Annotated in this window: 18 protein-coding genes and 3 pseudogenes; 8 read left to right on the top strand and 13 right to left on the bottom strand. The window is 36.9% G+C overall.

Annotated elements, in window-relative coordinates; translation table 11 throughout:
- Positions 1-67 precede the first annotated feature (67 nt).
- Positions 68-1,405 carry a 30S ribosomal protein S12 methylthiotransferase RimO gene (gene rimO, locus DV415_RS09360; RefSeq protein WP_118794474.1) on the top strand — a complete coding sequence of 446 codons (1,338 nt, stop codon included), beginning with the start codon at positions 68-70 and terminating at the stop codon, positions 1,403-1,405.
- Positions 1,406-1,467: 62 nt separating this feature from the next.
- On the opposite strand, the pseudogene DV415_RS09355 reads toward rimO, so the two are convergent.
- Positions 1,468-2,046, bottom strand: a pseudogene (locus DV415_RS09355) (NAD(P)H-dependent oxidoreductase).
- A gap of 984 nt (positions 2,047-3,030) precedes the next feature.
- On the opposite strand from DV415_RS09355, the gene DV415_RS09350 reads away from it, so the two are divergent.
- The gene (locus DV415_RS09350; RefSeq protein ID WP_118791031.1) at positions 3,031-3,354 is read left to right on the top strand and encodes a hypothetical protein; all 324 of its coding nucleotides are present in this window, start codon (positions 3,031-3,033) and stop codon (positions 3,352-3,354) included.
- Between the two features lie 362 nt (positions 3,355-3,716).
- Here DV415_RS09350 and tnpA read toward each other — a convergent pair whose 3' ends face one another.
- A complete protein-coding gene (tnpA, locus tag DV415_RS09345) occupies positions 3,717-4,181 on the bottom strand; it encodes an IS200/IS605 family transposase (protein WP_118791032.1) in 465 nt (154 codons plus the stop codon).
- Positions 4,182-5,059: 878 nt separating this feature from the next.
- Between tnpA and DV415_RS09340 the strand changes: the two genes are divergently transcribed.
- The 5 genes from DV415_RS09340 (at position 5,060) to DV415_RS09320 (ending at position 9,464) form a co-directional block, all read left to right on the top strand.
- Positions 5,060-6,097 (top strand): ATP-binding protein, encoded by a 1,038-nt coding sequence (locus DV415_RS09340; RefSeq protein WP_118791033.1) that lies wholly within the window; start codon positions 5,060-5,062, stop codon positions 6,095-6,097.
- Entirely contained in the window at positions 6,097-8,340 is a 2,244-nt protein-coding gene (locus DV415_RS09335) for a S8 family peptidase (protein WP_118791034.1), read from the top strand. The genes DV415_RS09340 and DV415_RS09335 overlap by 1 nt, the downstream gene beginning before the upstream one ends.
- Before the next feature lie 122 nt (positions 8,341-8,462).
- Complete coding sequence (locus tag DV415_RS09330) at positions 8,463-8,837, top strand: transposase (RefSeq protein WP_118791035.1); 375 nt, start codon at positions 8,463-8,465, stop codon at positions 8,835-8,837.
- Between the two features lie 118 nt (positions 8,838-8,955).
- A complete protein-coding gene (locus DV415_RS09325; RefSeq protein WP_192879124.1) occupies positions 8,956-9,255 on the top strand; it encodes a DDE-type integrase/transposase/recombinase in 300 nt (99 codons plus the stop codon).
- Positions 9,216-9,464 (top strand): IS3 family transposase, encoded by a 249-nt coding sequence (locus DV415_RS09320; protein ID WP_118791037.1) that lies wholly within the window; start codon positions 9,216-9,218, stop codon positions 9,462-9,464. Before DV415_RS09325 ends, DV415_RS09320 begins: the two co-directional genes overlap by 40 nt.
- A gap of 321 nt (positions 9,465-9,785) precedes the next feature.
- Here DV415_RS09320 and DV415_RS09315 read toward each other — a convergent pair.
- The 6 genes and pseudogenes from DV415_RS09315 to waaA form a co-directional block, all read right to left on the bottom strand.
- A pseudogene (locus DV415_RS09315) lies at positions 9,786-10,610 on the bottom strand (FRG domain-containing protein); the annotation flags it as partial.
- A 103-nt stretch (positions 10,611-10,713) separates the two neighbouring features.
- Positions 10,714-12,007: pseudogene (locus DV415_RS09310) on the bottom strand (ATP-binding protein).
- 229 nt (positions 12,008-12,236) lie between these two features.
- A complete protein-coding gene (gene rep, locus DV415_RS09305) occupies positions 12,237-14,252 on the bottom strand; it encodes a DNA helicase Rep (RefSeq protein WP_118791038.1) in 2,016 nt (671 codons plus the stop codon).
- A gap of 5 nt (positions 14,253-14,257) precedes the next feature.
- Complete coding sequence (locus DV415_RS09300; RefSeq protein ID WP_118791039.1) at positions 14,258-14,470, bottom strand: YceK/YidQ family lipoprotein; 213 nt, start codon at positions 14,468-14,470, stop codon at positions 14,258-14,260.
- Positions 14,467-14,937, bottom strand: a complete 471-nt coding sequence (gene coaD, locus DV415_RS09295; RefSeq protein ID WP_118791040.1) for a pantetheine-phosphate adenylyltransferase — start codon at positions 14,935-14,937, stop codon at positions 14,467-14,469. The genes DV415_RS09300 and coaD overlap by 4 nt, the downstream gene beginning before the upstream one ends.
- A complete protein-coding gene (waaA, locus tag DV415_RS09290; RefSeq protein WP_118791041.1) occupies positions 14,934-16,217 on the bottom strand; it encodes a lipid IV(A) 3-deoxy-D-manno-octulosonic acid transferase in 1,284 nt (427 codons plus the stop codon). The genes coaD and waaA overlap by 4 nt, the downstream gene beginning before the upstream one ends.
- Positions 16,218-16,279: 62 nt before the next feature.
- On the opposite strand from waaA, the gene DV415_RS09285 reads away from it, so the two are divergent.
- Positions 16,280-17,044, top strand: coding sequence for a glycosyltransferase family 2 protein (locus DV415_RS09285; protein ID WP_118791042.1), 765 nt, complete (start codon positions 16,280-16,282; stop codon positions 17,042-17,044).
- Here the strand turns inward: DV415_RS09285 and DV415_RS09280 are convergent.
- The 5 genes from DV415_RS09280 to DV415_RS09260 are packed head-to-tail and all read right to left on the bottom strand — an operon-like array spanning position 17,041 to position 21,446.
- Entirely contained in the window at positions 17,041-17,598 is a 558-nt protein-coding gene (locus DV415_RS09280; RefSeq protein ID WP_118782499.1) for a DNA-3-methyladenine glycosylase I, read from the bottom strand. The two genes, DV415_RS09285 and DV415_RS09280, sit on opposite strands and share 4 nt — an antisense overlap.
- Positions 17,595-18,413, bottom strand: coding sequence for a shikimate dehydrogenase (gene aroE / locus DV415_RS09275; protein WP_118791043.1), 819 nt, complete (start codon positions 18,411-18,413; stop codon positions 17,595-17,597). The genes DV415_RS09280 and aroE overlap by 4 nt, the downstream gene beginning before the upstream one ends.
- Positions 18,414-18,416: 3 nt before the next feature.
- Positions 18,417-18,968, bottom strand: coding sequence for an L-threonylcarbamoyladenylate synthase type 1 TsaC (gene tsaC / locus DV415_RS09270; protein WP_118782501.1), 552 nt, complete (start codon positions 18,966-18,968; stop codon positions 18,417-18,419).
- Between the two features lie 15 nt (positions 18,969-18,983).
- The gene (locus DV415_RS09265; RefSeq protein WP_118791044.1) at positions 18,984-19,520 is read right to left on the bottom strand and encodes a DNA topoisomerase family protein; all 537 of its coding nucleotides are present in this window, start codon (positions 19,518-19,520) and stop codon (positions 18,984-18,986) included.
- Positions 19,521-19,529: 9 nt separating this feature from the next.
- Positions 19,530-21,446 carry an ABC transporter ATP-binding protein gene (locus DV415_RS09260; RefSeq protein WP_118791045.1) on the bottom strand — a complete coding sequence of 639 codons (1,917 nt, stop codon included), beginning with the start codon at positions 21,444-21,446 and terminating at the stop codon, positions 19,530-19,532.
- Positions 21,447-21,462: the final 16 nt, after the last annotated feature.

The raw sequence follows: 21,462 nt of genomic DNA, 5'->3' as shown, positions 1-21,462 counted from the left end.
CCTTTCTTGCGAAAATTGAGTAAAATCTTGCGTTTGAAATTTTATAGAGCGAAAGAACGGTTATTTTATGCAAAATTCAACCCCAAGCATTGGCTTTGTAAGCCTTGGTTGCCCCAAAAACTTAGTAGATTCTGAACGAATCTTAACGGAACTACGCACCGATGGTTACAACATTGTGCCAAGCTATGAAAATGTGGATTTAGTGATTGTGAACACTTGTGGCTTTATTGATAGTGCGGTGCAGGAATCCCTCGAAGCGATTGGCGAAGCATTAGAAGAAAATGGGCGAGTTATCGTGACTGGCTGTTTGGGGGCAAAAGAAGACCAAATTCGTGAAGTGCATCCCAAAGTTTTGGAAGTCAGCGGTCCACATAGTTATGAAACAGTGATGGCGCAAGTTCACAAATACGTGCCAAAACCGACACATAGCCCTTACACCAGCTTAGTACCAAAACAAGGCATAAAACTCACACCGAAACATTATGCCTATTTGAAAATCTCTGAAGGCTGTGATCACCGTTGTACGTTCTGTATTATTCCATCTATGCGTGGTAATTTGGAAAGCCGTTCTATTACACAAGTTTTGGACGAAGCAAAACGTTTAGCCGAAGCAGGCGTAAAAGAATTGCTTGTGGTATCACAAGACACTTCCGCTTATTCAATGGATTTAAAACGCCAAGAGGGCGGTGTAAAAACGGCGTTCTGGAATGGTATACCAATTAAAAATGATTTAATGACGCTTTGTAAACAGCTTGGCAAACTTGGCATTTGGGTCCGCTTACATTATGTGTATCCCTATCCGCATGTGGATGATTTAATTCCATTAATGGCAGACGGCACGCTCTTGCCGTATTTAGACATTCCATTACAACACGCCAGCCCGAAAATCTTAAAAGCAATGAAAAGACCGGGCAGTATTGACCGCACTTTAGAACGCATTAAACAATGGCGTGAAATTTGCCCAGATTTAACATTACGCTCCACCTTTATTGTAGGTTTCCCAGGTGAAACAGAAGAAGATTTCCAATTATTGCTCGATTTCTTAAAAGAAGCCCAACTTGATCGCGTAGGCTGTTTCAAATTCAGCCCTGTTGAAGGTGCACCTGCAACAGAGATGGCTGACCAAGTACCAGAAGATGTGAAAGAAGAACGTTTCCATCGTTTCATGCAATTACAACAGGAAATTTCTGCAAATCGTTTAAAACAAAAAATCGGCAAAACCCTTGATGTATTAGTGGATGAAATTGACGAAGAAGGCATTATTGGGCGCTCCAAAGCAGATGCCCCTGAAGTGGATGGGTTAGTTTATGTCGATAATTTAAGCGGAATCAATGTAAAAGTCGGCGATGTAATTAAAGTAACCATCACAAATTCTGATGAATATGATTTGTGGGGAAGTTGTTAAATAACAACAATCTTAACGAAATAAACAAAAAATCCATCTTCGTATTGAAGATGGATTTTTTATTAGTCGAACACTTTTTCCAAGTGTGCTTGATAGTCTGCTAAATATTGTTCTACTTGTGGATTTTTAATCACATCGTTACATAAGAATGTTGGCAGACGGGTCAAGCCGATGAACTCGTTAAGTTTGTGGAAAGGCATGTACACAGCATCTACGCCTTTGCCTTCGAAGAAATCGCCTTCACGGGTGAACGCTTCAATCGGCGCATTCCAAGTAAGCGAAAGCATGTGTTTTTTGCCTTGCAACAAGCCACCTGTGCCGTAACCTTCTGTCGGATTGACACGATGACGGCCATCACTGTGGTAAAGCTTGCCGTGTCCGGCGGTTAATACTTCGTCTATGTATTTTTTCACTGTCCAAGGTTCGTGCATCCACCAACTTGGCATCTGCCAAATTACGGCATCCATTCACAAAAATTTTTCGATTTCTGCTTCAACATCATAGCCAGCATCGATCACAGTTTCTTTTACATTGTGTCCAAGTGCGGTCAAAACTTCTTTCGCTTTTTTATGAAGCGTATGGTTCAACTCGCCATGTGAATGACCAAACTCTTTTCCACCGTCTAATAATAAAATATTCATCTTTTTGCTCCTAAAACAAATAATTATAAAAAATGGGGTTGCCATTATGCCTTTTTACGTTAATTTTTAAAAGTATATTTGTCTGCCACGTTATTTCTAGACTATAAGGAAGACTACAGCCCATAGGGTGGGAATAAACCCTAGTTAAACGCGTGGGCTTACGCCCACCCTACATTGACTACATTAGCTGGAATTGAAAGTGCGGTAAAAAATTGGTGGAAATCAAACGAAAAATGACTGCACTTTGCGATTTAGAACTTTTTTATAAAAAATCTGAAAATAAATTTTTTATAAAATAACTTTCTTCAAAAATCCCCATTTAGGGGATTTTTATTTTTTTAAATAACTTGATTTTTTAGAAAAAAGAAATAAAATCAATTAAAAAATATGAATTATATTAAAAGCTTATAAAAAATTTTATTTTATAACCACCTAATATAACATTTTCTAGACATAAGCAAAATATAATTTAAAAAAATTATTTTTTGTTTGTGCCTTTTATTTTTTAATAAAAAATATTATGAATTTATGAGAATATGATTTTGAGGAAATTTATGATAAAAGAGAAATAAATTTTAGAAATATAGCTATACTTTTAACTCATTGAATAGAGTTAGAATTTAGGTATAAATGAGAAGATTATTTTATTGTTAATTGACATGATAAGTCTGATTGAAAAAGTTATTGGTATTTTTGAAAAGTCTGAAATGAAGTAAATAAATTTTCTTGTAGAATTTGTCTTTTTAATGAATCTGAAAAGCTTGTAGATTTCTTGGCAAATTTTAGAATTGATTGACAGACTCTAAAAGAAATTTTTGATGAAAAAATAGCTCCTTATGAAGAAGATAAAGATAATTGTATAGTAGCTATTTTATAAAATAAATTTTTAAAAAAATCCCCATTTAGGGGATTTTTATTTGACTTTATTATAAAATAAGTTATAGATAAGGGTTGTTTAACTTTTAAACAAACAAGGAGAAGCTTATGAAAGTAAAAACATTAGCTATTTTGGCTTTAGCTGCTATTTCTGTTAGTGTTAGCACTCAAGCAGCAATTTTGAAAAAAAATGAAATTGTTATTGATTGTGAACAAGATTCAAGAGTTTATGAAATAGTTAACAATCGACTAAAATTTAAAGCTTGTGGTAAAGAATATTCTTTAATAAGAAAGGGGGATAAATTTATAATTAAAGATTATGAATATACTAGTACAATTGTAGGTGTAAATGAAGCAATGAAGAAATCAGTTCGTCGTCTAGGTTTTGCTCCATATTCACCTTATATTACACTTTCTTACTCTAGTTATTAAATACTGCAAAATTGAAAAAATCCCCAAAAATGGGGATTTTTCTTTTTTTAAAAACTTGACTTTAAAGAATTTTCACTATAATCGAAAAGATTTTTTTTCAATTCAAACTAAGGAGAAAATTATGAAAGAAAGAATTCCAGCTTTTTTAGCTGCAAACCTTGCATATTATAGAAAAACTCATGTACCAAACAAAAAGTAAATCTATAATTTCATAAAACAAAAAATCTAGAAAAAATTTTCTAGTAGAATAACAATCCGCACGTAAAACGTGCGGTTTTTAGGCTCCCCTATAAGGGCCTATACTTCACAATCCCCTCAAGGGGCTTGTGAGAACTGACAACCGCGTCTAATTATTTCCTTGATTACCCCTTAAAGGGGTCAACATGTTCTTTCGTTGATAAATTATCTTGAACCATATCTTCTTTTTCTTGGTTTCTTATATAATCCTCTACTACTTTTGTATTTAACCCTACTGTGCTTACAAAAAATCCTTTCGCCCAGAAATGCCTATTTCCATATCTATATTTTAAGTTCGCGTGTCTTTCAAAAATCATCAGCGCTGATTTCCCCTTCAGGTAGCCCATAAAACCTGATACTGATATTTTAGGTGGGATTTTTAAGAGCATATGGATATGGTCTGGCATTGCATGCGCTTCTATTATCTCCACATTTTTATAGTCACATAGCTGCCTCAATATTTGACCTATATCTGCTCTTAACTTTCCATAAATTGCTTTTCTTCTGTACTTCGGGATAAATACAATGTGATACTTACCATTCCATTTTGTGTGTGATAGACTTAAATTGTCACTGGTTTTACTTACCATGATAATCCTCCTATATGTTGAATTTTGGTTGTCAGCCTTGTTCATTATATAGCGAGGATTTTTTCCGTTCATCGCTTAAGCTATTTGGCTCCATACGCATAGCGTATGGTTTTTATAGCCAGACTTTCGTCTGTCTATAATAAAATGTCGTCTGAAACCATTTTCAGACGACATTTTTCTTCAAAAGTACGGTCAGATTTTGAAATATTTTTGCTTAAAACATCAATCATTTGGACGTTGATGCTTTTCCCTGTGATGAAGAACTGCCCAGCAGCAACATAATGCAAACTTTTTAACCCATCAATTACGTCATCACATTTCCAATGTCTATTATGGAATAGTCAGTCATCTGTTCAAGTAGCCAGGACTTCGCCTATGAAAAGATCATGCTCTTGTTGATTATGTACTTCTGGAATTAGTTTACAAACAACATAGATAGCGCAATATTTAACCATTGATATATCAAAGCCTGCTTGCTATAACGATTCCACTCCATTTTCAGCGAGTTTTTTGAGGTAGCCTTGTAGCTCTATCCCTCGTTATCATAGCTTAGGCTTGTTTGGTAAATGACACTTGGATGGTGAAACTACTACTTTTTACAATTAGCGAGCGGGTAACGCTGATTTTATCCAGCACAACAGCGATCTTAGCAGTTAGCGATCGCACCAAGATGAGGCGTTACATTTCGATGTTATCCACTTTAGCAGATAACAAAATAAGCGTCCCATATTTATCATGACATTAGTAAAAGTGCGAAAAATAGATAAAACAAATGAAATATAGGTTTAATATTACGCACACAAGAATGATTTGTCCCAAAATATTTTAATTTGTCCCGTTTAAGGGGTATAATCTATTAAAAAAGAGAGGTTATAGTAATGAAAAAAGCTGATGTACTTGATTTAATCAAATATCATTTTGAAAATAAAAAAACCGAGTTTCGGAATCAGGCGATTGCAATTGCACGATACTTTGATAAAACAGGCGATTCTCAACTTGCTCAATATATTATGGGAATAATGTCTCAATCAGATAGATTTATCCCTCAACGAGAAGACTACAATGAGAATCTTATTCCAGTGAAGTTGAATACTGATCCATTGCCTTTACCAACAACCATTATGAATGACTTGAAAGGTATAATTAATGCGGTGAATCATAATATTGGTATTAATAAGTTCTTGTTTGTAGGTTCTCCTGGTACAGGCAAGACTGAGAGTGCAAAACAGATTGCTCGACTGTTAAATCGAGAATTATTGATGGTAGATTTTAGCCATTTAGTCGATAGTAAGTTGGGACAAACGGCTAAGAATTTAACTAATGTATTTAATGAAATTAACCAACTACCATTTTTAAATAGTTACATAATTTTATTTGATGAAATTGATACAATTGCACTAGATCGTATCAATCAAAATGATATTCGTGAAATGGGACGTGTAACATCAACTTTCCTGAAAGCTCTAGACAATTTAAGTAATGAAGCCGTGATTATTGCCACTACAAACTTATATAAAAATTTAGATAAAGCACTGGTCAGACGTTTTGATGCAATCATAGATTTCGACAGATATTCAGATGATGATAAGGTTGAAGTGGCAGAGGTTATTCTTAATTATTTCTTGAAACAGTTCAAATATGCAGCAAGAGATACACGTCTTTTCAAAAAAATTATAAAGAGTGCTAAAAAGATTCCAAATCCTGGGAATTTAAAAAATATCATCAGGACATCATTGGCATTCAGTGATATCAATGATCCTTATGACTATTTTAAACGTTTTTTAAAAAGTATATATGGAGGTACAATTCCTAGTATAGAAGAGCTACATAAATTAGGATTTACAGTACGCGAAATAGAGATTTTAACAGGAATATCAAAAAGTAGTGTGTCAAGAGGATTAAATGGAGATAAATAATGAATAATATTTTGGCATTAAAGGGGAATAAATTTAAGCAAGAAAATAGAAAAAATCAAACTGTACAGATTACATTACCTAAACATTCAAAAATAAAACTATCTCACCTGAAAAATCTTCATAGTTCCTTAGTAGCTACGAGAGAATTTTGGTTTGATAATAAAATCATTGAAGGTGTTTTAATTAGTGTGTACTACGATAGAATAGTTGCTAAAAGTAATCGTATTAATGGGTATTTAGATGGTGGTAGAAATTCAACACCAATTGATACAGTGGTTGGTGCAAAATTTAATCCAGATAAAACAAAACACATTATTACGCACTATATTTCTAAGGATATTCTAGATAAAACGATTAATATCTCTAGTAAAGTTATTGATCTATTTGAAAAGTCATTTTCAGAAGGTATTATAACTGACGAGTTATTTAATAAACCATTTATATTTGATAAGTTGCAGTATAGTGATTATTCACTATCAAAAAGTACTTTTAAACAATACTTAAGAGACGCTTTTTTTGTTGAGAAATTTAGTGTTGAAAAAGTAGAAAGGCAAGATTTAAGAAATTCTATTGTTACTTTTTATGATGTTAATACCAATATTCATGATCTATTAAAAAAAATCAATATTGATATATCTGCTGCCAATATATTAGATCGAACTACCGTTCTACTAGATGAAAAAAAAGTGGATATAGTTTTATCCAAGGTTCCTTATCTAGTATCTATGGCGGTTGAAAATTTTTCATCGTTAGCACCAGAAGATTTTCAAGGTATAGTAAATCAAGTTGAAATCCCTATCCCTTTGCCTAAAACAGAGCCTGTTATAGGTGTCATTGATACCTTATTTGATCGAAATGTCTATTTTAGTGAATGGGTTGAGTATCACGATTGGATTTCAGATGATATTCGTAAAGAAGCTGCAGATTACAAACATGGAACAGCAGTATCATCATTAATTGTAGATGCTCCTAATCTGAATAAAAATCTTGATGATGGCTGTGGTAGATTTCAAGTAAGACATTTTGGTGTAGCTCTTCATAAAGGATTTAATTCATTTAATATCATTAAACAAATTAGAGAAATCGTATCTCAAAATACAGACATCAAAGTATGGAATTTATCACTCGGTTCCAATGACGAAATAAAAGATAATTTCATTTCTGCTGAAGCGGCAGTTTTAGATGAAATTCAATTTGAATATGATGTTATTTTTGTGATTGCTGGTACTAATGGAAAAATAAGTGGAGAACAACGAAAAAAAATTGGTTCTCCCGCCGATTCATTAAATTCATTAATCGTAAATTCGGTTGATTTTAATAATAATCCGGCAGATTATTCCCGCAAAGGGATTGTCTTATCATTTTTTATTAAACCAGATATTGCCTATTATGGTGGTGGAAATGGCCAATTTATCAATGTATGTGAACCTTTAGGCTCTGCAAGAGTCAGCGGTACAAGTTATGCGGCTCCCCTTGTTGCACGAAAGTTGGCATACTTAATTTATATTATGGGATTAAGCCGTGAAGAGGCTAAGGCTCTATTGATTGATTCTGCCATTAACTGGAATGACAAAAAAACTTTTGAAGAAAGAATACTGATTGGTAATGGAATTATTCCAGTTAGAATAGAGGATATTCTTTCAACGCCTGATGATGAAATTAAGTTTATTGTTTCAGATATTTCAGAAAAATATAACTCTTATAATTACAATTTTCCGGTACCATTATCTGAAAATAAATATCCTTATGTAGCTAAAGCAACAATGTGTTATTTTCCTAAATGCTCTCGAAATCAAGGCGTTGATTATACCAATACTGAATTAAATATCACTTTTGGAAGATTAACTGGAAAAGACATAAAACCAATTAATGGCGATAGGCAGCATTTTGATGATGCTCCTGGATATATTAAAGAAAATTCTGCACGGTCTATTTTTAGAAAATGGGATAACGTAAAGCATATTGGTGAATCTTTTACCCCGAAAAAACGCTCTAAATCTGTTCTTAATATATCCAACCCACAATGGGGAATGAGTGTTAAGACTATTGAACGTTTAAGGAGAAGAGATGGAGATGGGATACGATTTGGAGTGGTTGTAACCTTAAAAGAAATAAATGGAGTTAATCGCATTGATGATTTTATTAGACAAGCTTTACTAAGAGGCTGGCTTGTAAATGAACTGCGAGTTGAAACTCAAGTTGACATTTATAACAGACTTAATGAGGAAATTGAATTCAATTAACTCTTAAATCTACAATTTAACTGCCATAAAAAAGGATGTCTGAAATTACAGTTTCAGACGACCTTTTTTCTTCCAAGTGATCTGCACCACAAAATCTGGACACCTATTTTGAGGTGCAGATTATGTCCTACTCTTATCAATTTCGTTTGAAAATTATCAAACTCGTCACCGAACAGGATTATGGTATCCGTGAGGTGGCTAAACTTCATAAAATTTCCCACGCTCTCGTCATTTATTGGCTAAAAGCATTTCGGGAAAGAGGGCTTGATGGCGTAAAATCGCCTCATACAAACCTTCAAACACCGAAAATAGTGAAGCCAAAGATGAAAAAGAAAGACATTGAAATTCCAGAAACCACAGACTTTTCACCTAAAGCGTTTAAAAAGTTACAACGAGAGCTCGCCTTGGCTCGAGCGGAGATTGCTTATCTAAAGGAGTTGAAGGCGTTCGACCGTCAAAAACAACGACAGAAAAAAGAAAAATCATTGAAAGATTGAAGCCAAACCATGCATTAAATGATTTACTTCGTGTAGCTAAAACGAGTTAGGCATTCATTCTATTTTACGCAAAAAAAGACATGGAAAACGAGGAAAAACATCTCATATTGCCCCGAATTTGCTGAATCGTGATTTTACCGCAACGGCACTCAATCAAAAATGGGTAACGGATGTAACGGAATTTCAGGTTGGGCAAGAAAAGCTTTATTTTTCACCGTTGATGGACTTGGCTAACCGAGAAATTATTGCCTATAACTTTGCGACACGCCCGAAGTTTTCATTGCTAAAAAAGATGTTAGAACAAGGGCTTAGTCGGCTTAAACCGACAGAATGCCCGATTATTCATAGCGACCAAGGCGTATTGTATGGCACGGAGGAATGGGTAAAGATGTTGAAGGTAAAGCGGTGCAAAGTATGAGCCACCGAGGAAATTGCTACAATAATGCGGTGATTGAAAGTTTTTTGGCGATACTAAAATCAGCGTGTTTTTACTCTCGAACTTATCATTCAATTGCTGAATTACAGGCTGAAATTGAAGAATATTTAGTGTATGACAACCAAGAACGAATTAAACTTGGTTTAAAAGGATTGAGCCCAGTGCAATACCGAGCTCAATATTTAAGTTAACTAACCTGTCCAACTTTTGGGGGGCAGATCATGTTTCCTTAACTCTTCTTAAATTTCCTATTAAAGAAACCCATGCAATGTCTCATTTTATGTTTGTAAATAACATAATTGCTAACCTTAAATACATCATCTAAAGAAGATTAAATGATGAAAAAACTGATGGTTGCACTTTTGAGAGACAGAAATAGGTCTTTGAAAATCAAATTTTGTTTATTTCACGATTTATATCGTTCCATTATTTCTATAGTTTGTTTTTCTAATTCAGGAAATAAAGTTTGAGTGCTAATTCCAAAGGATTTAAGTTCTTCCATTATTTTAGCCTTATTTTTTTACAATAATTTTCTTCCCATCTATTTTTTGCTGCCATTCTTCAGGAACTTTTGCAGGTTGTAATTTGTTTTTATCAAGTCCATATAATAAAAAGCAACCTTGTTGGCGTGATATTCTAGCATTATTAAGTTTAGCTTTCACACAAATCACTCTCTCTAGATCACTACATTCTATTTCAGGACGAAAACTTGGCTTATCCGCCCTCACATCATGAAGTAATTTTATTATTTCTTTTTGTTCATTAAATGATTTTTTGAATGCATCTTTCCCTTCTTCTTTTGATTCAGATAAAATTAATTTTACATATTTATCTATATTCATCATGCTAATACCATGATTTTGACTTAAATAACTTTTAACTTCGTTAAAGTTCTTAACATTCCCTGCCTGGCTAAGTAAATAATTATTTTCTTTCACTATTTTTTGCGTTTCTGCAATTTTAATAGCTTCCATTATTTCAAAATTACTAGGTTGTACACTAATAGCGGTTAAGATTGCAACTGTATCACTATCAAAATATTTTATTTGATCATTCGGAATGTCTAAAATGATTAATTCTCCATTTGTTTGATGATGTTTCTTCTCATGGCAAGCAAAATATAAAGCAACCAAAGCATTTGTGGTTAAATCCAAAAGCCTTGTTTTACAACCATAATGCTGTAATTTCACCAGCTTCTCAAACAAAGTATCAGTAGGTAAAAAATCATCTGGACAATTAGTTAATACATCTTTAATAATTTTATCCTCATTCTCAATAAGATATGGCTCTCTAAAGATACTTGGATTCATGTCCCACTTTTCGTCTGCTTGTCCTCTAAAAAACGAGTGGTTCCCTGTTTAGGTTCTCCTAATTTTTGAATAAGATTATTCAACTCATTGATACTACTAATTTCGTATGTTTTCATTTTACTTCCTATAACTATAAACTAATAAAATCTATCCCATACAACGGCACATTCACCATCCAATCCTGCTCCCTATAATCCGCCATTGAAAAACGAATTGCTTGTTCTGGCTGAAATTGTTCTATATACACTTTCAAACTTTTTGCTTTTAAATTTTCTTCTGCTTTGACTTCAATCGGAATCACAGCTTGCTTACGTTGCACAACAAAATCAACCTCTGCTGTACCTTTTTCAGTTGCCCAATAAAAAACAGGATTTTCTTGCGTGGCAATCAGTTGTTGTAAAACGTATTGTTCGGTTAAAGCGCCTTTAAATTCGGTAAAAATACGACTACCTTCTAGCAGTACGCTGGCTCCAAATTGCTTTGCACGGCAAGCAGCCCACATCTAAACCATACAATTTAAAGGAATTATCTTGATAAGCGGAAAGCGGCAAATGTGGTTTCTTTACTCGAGGCACGCTATGCACTAAGCCGCTGTCTTTTAGCCACTGCAGAGCTATTTCATAGTCTTTGCTTCTCGCCTCTTTTTGTAGCTGAGCATAGATAAATTTTTTATTTTCTTTGGCAAGCTGCTCAGGAATGGAAGCCCAAATTGACCGCACTTTTTGCACAGTTTGACCATCGTGAATATGTTTGGAAAAATCTTGTTCATACGCCATCAATAAATTACGTTGTACTTGGCGCACTTCATCGACATTTTGTGTTTCGATAAATACTTTTACCGCTTCGGGCATACCGCCCACAAAATAATATAGACGGAGCAAATCAATATAGGTGGTTTTCATGGCTAAAATTAGCGACCAGTCTTTCAGCTCAAGCAATTTCACCAAATCTTGTTTGCCAAGTGCGGTTAAAAATTCATGAAAATCCATGGGATAAAGTGGTAGAAAGTCCACTTTGCCGACAGGAAAAGAGACTTGATGATGTAGCGACACCCCAAGCAATGAGCCTGCCGAGACAATATAAAATTGAGGTGCATTTTCGTAAAAATATTTGAGTGATGATAATGCTTGCGGGACTTCTTGTACTTCATCAAAAATAATCAGAGTGTTTTCTGCTTGAATATCGACACCGCTTTCAATTTTCAAACCGAGCATTAAGCGATCAATATCATAGTCGCCAGAAAATAGCGTTTTCATGCGAGGGTTATTATCAAAGTTGATATACGCCACTTTTTCAAATGATTGCTCGCCAAAATGTTTCATCGCCCAGGTTTTTCCTACCTGTCTTGCTCCTTGAATAATTAATGGTTTGCGGTTTGTTTTGAGCTTCCACTTTTCTAAGGATTGTATGATCTTACGCTGCATAATGTTTCTCTAAAACAAGGGATGTAGAGTAATTATGCATTTTTTCTAACAATAGATAGGAACAAATTAACATTTTTTTAAATGAAAAATAGTGAATTAATACACTTTTTAAAACGAAAGATGTTTTTTTCAGACGGTCTTTTATGTTCTAAAGTGCTGTCAATTTGCAAAAATACTTTAAAACCTGACTGCACTTTTCTTCCTGTCTTTTCATTCCAAGCTAGATTTTCTAGCTTCCTTTCAAAATCGCCCTTAATCGATCTAGTTGATTTTGTGTTTTTTCTTGTTTTTGCTCGGTGGTTAGTTTTGGTTTATCGCGTTCCCATAGCACATTGTCATTAGGTAATTCAGCTAAAAATCGGCTGGGTTCTGGGCGAACTAATTCGCCATATTGACGGCGCTCACGACATAAAGAAAAAGTAAGTTCTTTTTGCGCTCTTGTGATACCCACATAAGCCAAGCGGCGTTCTTCTTCCACATTGTCTTCATCAATGCTAGTTTGGTGGGGTAAAATGCCCTCTTCCATACCAATCAAATAAACATAAGGAAATTCCAATCCTTTAGATGCATGCAATGTCATCAGTTGAACTTGATCGCTCTCGTCATCGTCTTCGCCTCGCTCTAACATATCCCGTAATGTCAGGCGGGTTACCACTTGATTAAGGTTCATCGGCTCATTGGTTTCATCACCTTTTAACATATCCGCAACCCAGTCAAATAGCGTGGCGACATTCTTACTTTGCATTTCTGCCGCTTTAGGGCTTGTTGCGTATTCGTACAAATATTCTTCATAATGAATCGCAGATAACATAGAACGTACCGCACGTTCTGGTTCAGAACGTTGAATTTCATCATTAAGTTCTACAATCCAACGGCCAAATTTTTGCAATGAATCATAGGCTTTTGGCGTGATGCGTTGAATAAGCTCAAACTCAAAAATAGCGTCAAACAAACTGATGTGTTTTTCTTGAGCCAACTCTCCAAGTTTTTGTAACGTCGCGGTACCAATTTCACGTTTCGGTGTATTCACAATACGCAGGAATGCGGCATCATCATCTTGATTCACCACCAAGCGCAAATACGCCATCATATCTTTGATTTCTGCACGAGAGAAAAAAGAAGTACCGCCCGAAATTTTGTAAGGAATACGGTTTTGCATCAGTACTTTTTCGAGTAATCGGGATTGATGGTTGCCTCGATACAAAATCGCATAATCTTTATATTTGGTTTTACGGCTAAAACGATGGGCGATCAACTCGGCGACAATCCGTTCTGCTTCGTGTTCTTCATTTTTTGCTTCGATAACAAGCAATTTTTCTCCTTCACCAATGGTTGAAAAGAGTTTCTTATCAAACACGTGCTCATTGTTATCAATCAAAATATTGGCGCAATGCAGAATACGTTGGGTTGAACGATAATTTTGCTCTAGCTTAATCACTTGCAAACGAGGGAAATCATCGCGTAAACGCACCATATTTTCTGGTCGTGCGCCACGCCATGAATAAATAGATTGGTCATCATCGCCCACCACAGTAAAACATGCACGATCACCCACTAAAAGTTTAATCAGTTCATATTGACTGGTGTTGGTATCTTGATATTCATCCACCAACAAATAACGAATTTTTGCCTGCCATTTTGACCTCACTTCTTCATTTTGCTTGAACAATAATGTCGGCAACATAATTAAATCATCAAAATCAAGGGCATTGTAGGCTCGAATTTGTGTGGCGTAACGCTCATAACATTTTGCAAAAGTTTGATACTTTGCATCACACGCTAACGCAAATGCCTGTTTTGGCGAAATCAAATCGTTCTTCCAGTTAGAAATCACTGAAATTAACTCACGCAATAAATCCTTATCTTCTTTTAACACATCAGCGGTTAGCTCTTTTAACAACGCAAATTGATCATGTTCATCAAACAAGGTCATATTTGATTTAAAGCCCAACGCTTTATATTCGCGCTTAATAATGTCAAAACCGAGCGTATGAAAAGTAGAAACAAGCAAGCCTTTGGATTGTTCTTTGCCAATGGAATGAGCAACACGCTCTTTCATCTCACGTGCGGCTTTGTTGGTGAAAGTAACAGCAGCAATTTGTTTTGGAGAATAACCGCACTTTTCAATTAAATGGGCAATTTTATTAATGATTACGCGAGTTTTGCCTGAGCCTGCGCCAGCAAGCACAAGACAAGGGCCTGTCACATATTTAACGGCTTGTTGTTGTTGAGGATTGAGTTTCATAAGAATTATTGAGCCCACACATAGGGCAGTAACACGGTGTCTAATAAAAATGAGAGAGGCAAATCTAAGATTGGCAATCCCCATTGTTGCGCCATTTCAAGATCATAAGCAACCCCTGCATAGGCGGTATATTTTTCTGTTGGATCGATAAGTTTGATCACGGAACCACAACCAGATAAAGCGATAAGTGCGGTTAAAAAAATAAAGGTTTTTATCATCGTGCTTTTAACGCATTGAACACAGACACAGGAACTAGCTCTGCCACATCGCCGCCGTGCAAATAAATTTCACGTACAATGGTGGAAGAAACAAACGCCCATTTTTCTGCTGGCGGGAAAAACAGACTGTCTACGCCTTGTGTGAGTAAACGATTCAGTGCCGCCAATTGAAGTTCATATTCAAAGTCTGTTGTCGTGCGTACGCCGCGAATAATAGCGGAAATACTATGCTGTTTAATTACATTGGCCAACAAATCAGAGAAGCCAAACACCTCAACATTGGATAAATGTGCAACAGATTGACGAACAAGCTCCACGCGTTTATCCAAAGAAAATAGCGTTTTTTTGCTTGGACTATTTGCCACCGCCACTAAAACACGAGGAAAAATTACCGCACTTCTTTCAATAATGTCTAAATGACCGTTCGTAATCGGATCAAAAGTACCGGGATAAATCACGCTCGTCATACATTGCGCTCCAAATAAGGTTTTAATAAATCTAACAAACGCTGTAATGCCCCTCGGTTTTCCATCAGCACTTCATAGCCTGCATTGCCTAAACGTTCGCGAGCTTCTTTTGAGTTTAATAAGGCTTCTACTGCACGTTCTAAGGCATCTGCGGTTGAATTAACTTCCAACACACCTTGCACTTCCACCAACATTCTAAATATCTCGGGGAAATTGAACGTGTGCTTGCCAGTAATCACTGGCATTTTAAATGCAAGAGGTTCCAGTGGATTATGTCCACCATGTTTCACAAGGCTTCCACCCACAAAAGCAATATCAGAAATGCCATACATCAACATCAGTTCGCCCATACTATCACCCAAAATCACTTGAGTATTCTCATTTGGTAACTCATTTGTGGAGCGACGAATAAATTGGAATTTTTCCTTTTTAAGTAAATCAGCCACCACATTAAAACGCTCTGTATGGCGCGGAACGAGCAATAACAATAAATTTGGGTATTTTGCTAACAAAGCGCGGTGAGATTTTAAAATGATTTCATCTTCTCCATTATGCGTGCTGGCAGCAATCCATATTGGGCGATCTTGCTTCCAAAGCGTGCGCAATGAATCAATTTTACGTAATAGTTCATCATTCGTATTGAGATCATATTTAATATTGCCCGTGATATTCAATTTTTCCTTTGGATAGCCCAAAGTGGCATAGCGTTTTCCGCTAATGTTATCCTGCGCTGCAATCAAGCTAATTTGCGACCACATTGTTTGTAAGCGCGCTTTTATTTTTCCGTAACGATGTGCAGAACGCGCAGATAAACGTGCATTAGCGATAACAAATGGAATATTGCGTAAAAATAATTGATGAATAAGATTAGGCCAAAGTTCTGTTTCCATCACGATACATAATTTAGGTTGTACAAAATTAATAAAACGATGGATCGAAAAAGGTAAATCAAGGGGGAGATAATAATGAAAAACGCTGTCTCCAAAAGTGGCTTTGACGCGCTCTGAACCTGTGGGCGTAAAAGTCGTAAAAGTAATGGATAAATGTGGATAATCTTGTTGCAATTGACGAACCAGCGGTATCGCAGCAATCACTTCCCCTACGGAGGCGGCGTGGATAAAGATTCCTTGTGGTGGAGGGCAAGACGCATTGCCATAAAAACCATAACGTTCAGCCAAACGCTGACGATAACGTGGAGATTTAACACTGAGCAAGCCAATAAAACACAATATCAACGGCTGGCAGATTAAAAGCAAGCTGGTATAAAAAAAACGCCACATAAATGAAATTCGGTTATACTTGAAAAAATTTCGGCTAGTATAGCAAAAAAAGGATTGAAAATATGCCTACAATTAGCGTTGCGATGATTGTAAAAAATGAAGCACAAGACCTCGCCAATTGCTTAGACACCGTAAAAGATTGGGTGGATGAAATTATCATTCTAGATTCTGGCAGCACAGATAACACTAAAGAAATTGCACTCAGTTATGGGGCGAAATTCTATGAAAATAGCAACTGGCAAGGCTTTGGTAAACAACGCCAATTAGCCCAACAATATGTAACTAGTGATTATGTACTCTGGTTAGATGCTGACGAACGCGTTACGCCCAAGCTACAACAGGCTATCTTAAGTGCGGTTAAAAATGATCGAGAAAATACCGTTTATGAAATTCCACGGGTTAGTGAAGTATTTGGACGTGAAATTCGCCATTCAGGCTGGTATCCAGATTATGTGGTTCGTCTCTATCGCACAAACTATGCGCAATATAACGATTCGCTTGTACATGAAAAAGTGGAATTTCCAGCTGGCACAAAAGTAGAAAAATTGACAGGTGATTTAGAACATTTCACTTATAAAAGTATCCATCATTATCTAGTGAAATCAGCGGGTTATGCCAAAGCCTGGGCAGATCAACGTCAAACTAAAGGAAAAAAAGCCACACTTTGGCAAGGAATTTCGCACGCCATCGGTTGTTTTGTGAAGATGTATTTGTTAAAAGCGGGTTTTTTAGATGGCAAACAAGGATTTTTATTAGCGGTGTTATCGGCGCATTCAACCTTTGTAAAATACGCCGATTTATGGGAGCGCGATCAGCATAAACACTAGCGAGTTTTGCAAGGACAATCATTTAAATGATCGTCTACTAACCCCATGGACTGCATAAACGCATAGCACGTGGTTTCACCAACAAAGACGAAACCACGTTTTTTTAAGGCTTTAGAAAGTGCTTTCGATGCTTCTGTTTTAGCCGGCACAGTTCGCAAATCAGGCACATCATTGACGATTGGTTTATGATTCACAAATGACCAAATAAAATCACTGAAATTTTCACCGCACTTTTCCATCTCCAAATAAGCTTTCGCATTTTTGACAATGGCCTCTAACTTGGCTCGATGGCGAATTAATCCTGTATTTTGCATGCAAACATCAATATCAAGAGCGGTCATTTTTGCGATTTTTTTCGGATCAAATTGATGAAAAGCCTCACGGTAAGATTCACGTTTTTTCAAAACCGTAATCCACGAAAGCCCCGCTTGCTGCCCTTCCAAACAAATTTTTTCAAATAGCTTTTGGCTGTCGAATTCAGGTTTTCCCCATTCCTTGTCATGATAATCAATATAAATAGGTTGTTCGCCAACCCAAGGGCATCGAGTAGTCATAACATCTCCTTTTTAAGCTGCTCATAAACCGCCACAAAATCTGGCATTACGCCTCGCCATAAATGGAAAGAATGTGCTGCTTGCGCGACCAGCATTCCAAAGCCATCGCTAACATTGGTTAAACCTAAACTTTTACATAATGCAATAAATGGCGTGTCCGCACCTTTCGCATATTGCATATCGTAAAAAGCTGAACCTAATCTTAAAATTTCAGCATCAACTGGAGCCGTTCCACCACTTAATCCAGCTGAAGTTGCATTAATCACCAAATCATAAGTTTGTAGCGGAATAGAATCTATTGAGGCAGCTTGAATATTGCCGTAAGGCTGAAATCTTTCAGCTAATTCTTTGGCTTTCGAAAAAGTGCGGTTAGCAAGCACAATGTTTTGTTTGGCTTGTAAAAGTGGCAATAATACGCCTTTTGTCGCTCCGCCCGCCCCCAAGATTAATACGCGCTGATTTGGGTGAAGCCAATTCAAACGTTGTAAATCTGTCACCAAACCGATCCCATCGGTGTTATCCGCATAAAGTTTTCCATCATCGAGTTTTTTTAGCGTATTGCAGGCTTCCGCCAGTTTTGCTCGTTGGCTATATTCGTCTGCCAGCTGATAAGCTCGTTCTTTAAAAGGCGAAGTAATATTGCAACCTTTTGCGCCCTCCTCAAAAAATGCCAAAAGTTGTTGTTCAAAAGTATCAAGATCACCTAATTTTGCAATGTATTCTATGGTTTGATGGGTTTGTGCGGCTAACTGACTTTGAATCAATGGGGATTTACTTTGCGCAATCGGATTCCCCCATACAGCATAAAGATCCATAAATTATCCCTGTCTAAAAAGTTGATTTGTGCGCAAGTCTCGAATTTCGGATGGATTATGCGCCCCGCCTACCATTTCATCCAATACAGGAAAATCTGCACCGAATTGTGACCGCACTTCATCAGCCATGCGACAAGGGGGCTCTCCTGTTAGATTTGCACTCGTTGAAGTTAATGCAAAACCCGTGATTTCACATAAGGCTTTCACAGATGGGTGATCGCACAAACGTATTGCAATGCTATCAAATTTGCCTGTGAGAAAATGCGGGGTGGTGGATTTAGCTGGCACAATCCAAGTCGTTGGACGTTCATATTTACCTTGCAGGCGAGAAAGCTGTTCATCGTTAATCTGCTCAAAATCAACAAAAGGACGGAAAAAATCCAAGCTAGGCGCCACTAAAATCAATCCTTTTTCTACTGGGCGTTGCTTTAAATCAAGTAATTTTTTTACCGCGCTTTCACTTTGCGGATTACAGCCCAAGCCAAATACAGCTTCAGTGGGATAAGCGACCACTTGATTTTGTCGAAGGGCCTCGGCGATCTGTTCTCTATTCATTTCACTCTTTTACTTTTATTGCTCTAAAATATGACGGCAAGTTTTATTTGCACACTGAAAAATTTGTTTTTCCTCATCTTCACTTTTTAACAAAGAAAGTGGGAAATGGCAGGTTGGGCAAGGCACGGTATAAGGCTTGGTAGGCAAGGAAAATTTACATTTAGGGAAATTATCACAGCCGTAAAAAATTTTTCCTTGGCGACCTCGACGAGAAATCAAATGCCCCATTTTACATTCAGGACAAGCAATTTCTTCCTCAGATTCAGATTCTTCCCGCACCACAAAATCGCATTCAGGATAATGGCTACAACCAATAAACATCCCAAAACTGCCTTGTTTCAACTGCAATAAATTACCGCACTTTGGGCAAATTTCATCAAGTGTTTTTAATACTTTATGTTCCGCTCGCTGCAAAGGACGCAAATAATCACATTCAGGATAAGCAGAGCAACCTAAAAACAGCCCTTTTTTGCCTTGTTTAATTTGCAAAGGCGCTCCACATTGAGGGCAATATTCCTGTTGTTTGCTATGATGAAAAAGGCTTTGATTCATAATCTATCCTTATGCTTGAAGCATTTCTTCCAATTCTTCCTGAGCGGTCATCCATTCCGTTTCTACATCACCTAATGCTTTCTTTACATCCACTTGTTGAGCCAAAAGTGCGGTCAATTTTTCTTTATTTTCGGCATTATATAATTCGGCATCGGCCAGTTGATTTTCTATGTTCGCAAGCTCAGAAGAAAATTTATTCATTTTTTCTTCTAATTGCGTGATTTTTTTACGCAATGGCGCAGTTTGTTGGCGTAACTCTGCTTCACGGCGTTTTTGTTCCTTACGATTTTGAACCGAATTTTCATTATCGCCAACTTTTTCTGAGACTTTATTTTCAGATGTGCTATTTTGCTCACTCAGCCATTTTTGATAGTCTTCTAAATCGCCTTTAAATTCTTCCACTTTTTTATCGTGAACTAAATAAAACTCTTCCACGGTATTACGTAGTAAGTGGCGATCATGGGAAACCACCACCAAAGATCCCTCGTAATCCACCAACGCTTCCGTTAATGCCTGACGCATATCCAAATCCAAATGGTTAGTCGGTTCATCAAGTAGTAACAAATTCGGGCGTTGCCAAACAATCAAAGCCAACACCAATCGAGCTTTTTCTCCTCCTGAAAATGATTTTACTGCTTGATTCACTTTATCACCGTGGAACGCAAAACTGCCCAAATAATCTCGAACCTGTTGCTCCGTTTGTTCGGGTGCGAGTTTCTGCATGTGCCACAGGGCAGATTCGTCTGCGCGTAAAGTATCTAATTGATGCTGGGCAAAATAGCCAAGCTGTACACCTTTTGCCAACTGTACCGTGCCTGAAAGTGCGGTCAGTTCTCCCGCTAAAAGTTTAATCAAGGTTGATTTTCCCGCACCATTTTTTCCGAGTAAACCAATGCGCGAACCTGGCACCAAATTCAGTTTAATTTTACTTAAAATTTCTACCGCACTTTCATCGCTACCATAACCTGCACTCGCCTGCTCAATCATCACCAACGGATTCGGCAAGGATTGCGGCGGACGAAATTCAAAGGTAAAAGGATTATCCACATAAGCCGGTGCAATCAGTTCCATACGCTCTAAGGCTTTCATACGGCTTTGTGCTTGTTTGGCTTTGGTCGCTTTCGCTTTAAAGCAGTCGATATATTTTTGTAAATGAGAGATCTTTTGTTGTTGCTGGCGATACATAGCCGTTTGTTGCGCTAGCTTGGTTGCTCGTTGCACTTCAAAGGAAGAATAATCGCCCGTGTATTCGTTGAGCTTCTGATTTTCGATATGGAGGATTTTTGTCACAATTGGATCGAGAAAATCACGGTCGTGAGAAATTAATACCAAGGTACCTTGATATTGCACTAACCAACGTTCTAACCAAATAACTGCATCCAAATCCAAATGGTTGGTTGGCTCATCCAGTAACAATAAATCTGACGGACAAAGCAGAGCTTGCGCCAAATTCAAACGCATCCGCCAACCACCCGAAAAGGCTTTCACTGGCTGAGTTGTTTCTTCTTGGCTAAATCCTAAACCATGCAATAAGGAAGCTGCACGAGATTGAATTGTCCAAGCATCTAAGGTTTCTAATTGCCCGTGAATGCGCGCAATCGCATGGCCATCATTACGTTCATTTGCCTGCTCAAGCTCTTGTTGCAAACGGCAATATTCACGATCCCCTTGAATCACATAATCAATCGCAGAAATATCCAATGCAGGCGTTTCTTGATTCACCCAAGATACCCGCCAATTTGCTGGGTAATTTATCTCGCCACCCTCTGGCGTTAATTCTTTTTTTAATAAGGAAAAAAGAGACGACTTACCGCAACCATTCTTCCCCACTAAACCGACTTTTTGCTTGGGATTAATCGTAGCAGAAGCATTTTCGAGAAGTTCCGTTTGCCCTCGTTTTAAGGATAAGTTACTAAATACAATCATGAATAAAATTCTTAAT

It is taken from the genome of Haemophilus haemolyticus, assembly GCF_003490595.1.
GTDB lineage: Bacteria > Pseudomonadota > Gammaproteobacteria > Enterobacterales > Pasteurellaceae > Haemophilus > Haemophilus haemolyticus_L.
The sequence above is the reverse complement of the archived record's forward strand: the minus strand, read 5'-3'. Positions and strand labels throughout refer to the sequence as shown.

Excerpts from the sequence above, each read along its gene's own strand:
- rimO (WP_118794474.1), top strand. The coding sequence starts at position 68 with ATGCAAAATTCAACCCCAAGCATTGGCTTTGTAAGCCTTGGTTGCCCC.
- DV415_RS09350 (WP_118791031.1), top strand. The coding sequence starts at position 3,031 with ATGAAAGTAAAAACATTAGCTATTTTGGCTTTAGCTGCTATTTCTGTT.
- tnpA (WP_118791032.1), bottom strand. The coding sequence starts at position 4,181 with ATGGTAAGTAAAACCAGTGACAATTTAAGTCTATCACACACAAAATGG.
- DV415_RS09340 (WP_118791033.1), top strand. The coding sequence starts at position 5,060 with ATGAAAAAAGCTGATGTACTTGATTTAATCAAATATCATTTTGAAAAT.
- DV415_RS09335 (WP_118791034.1), top strand. The coding sequence starts at position 6,097 with ATGAATAATATTTTGGCATTAAAGGGGAATAAATTTAAGCAAGAAAAT.
- DV415_RS09330 (WP_118791035.1), top strand. The coding sequence starts at position 8,463 with ATGTCCTACTCTTATCAATTTCGTTTGAAAATTATCAAACTCGTCACC.
- DV415_RS09320 (WP_118791037.1), top strand. The coding sequence starts at position 9,216 with ATGGGTAAAGATGTTGAAGGTAAAGCGGTGCAAAGTATGAGCCACCGA.
- rep (WP_118791038.1), bottom strand. The coding sequence starts at position 14,252 with ATGAAACTCAATCCTCAACAACAACAAGCCGTTAAATATGTGACAGGC.
- DV415_RS09300 (WP_118791039.1), bottom strand. The coding sequence starts at position 14,470 with ATGATAAAAACCTTTATTTTTTTAACCGCACTTATCGCTTTATCTGGT.
- coaD (WP_118791040.1), bottom strand. The coding sequence starts at position 14,937 with ATGACGAGCGTGATTTATCCCGGTACTTTTGATCCGATTACGAACGGT.
- waaA (WP_118791041.1), bottom strand. The coding sequence starts at position 16,217 with ATGTGGCGTTTTTTTTATACCAGCTTGCTTTTAATCTGCCAGCCGTTG.
- DV415_RS09285 (WP_118791042.1), top strand. The coding sequence starts at position 16,280 with ATGCCTACAATTAGCGTTGCGATGATTGTAAAAAATGAAGCACAAGAC.
- DV415_RS09280 (WP_118782499.1), bottom strand. The coding sequence starts at position 17,598 with ATGACTACTCGATGCCCTTGGGTTGGCGAACAACCTATTTATATTGAT.
- aroE (WP_118791043.1), bottom strand. The coding sequence starts at position 18,413 with ATGGATCTTTATGCTGTATGGGGGAATCCGATTGCGCAAAGTAAATCC.
- tsaC (WP_118782501.1), bottom strand. The coding sequence starts at position 18,968 with ATGAATAGAGAACAGATCGCCGAGGCCCTTCGACAAAATCAAGTGGTC.
- DV415_RS09265 (WP_118791044.1), bottom strand. The coding sequence starts at position 19,520 with ATGAATCAAAGCCTTTTTCATCATAGCAAACAACAGGAATATTGCCCT.
- DV415_RS09260 (WP_118791045.1), bottom strand. The coding sequence starts at position 21,446 with ATGATTGTATTTAGTAACTTATCCTTAAAACGAGGGCAAACGGAACTT.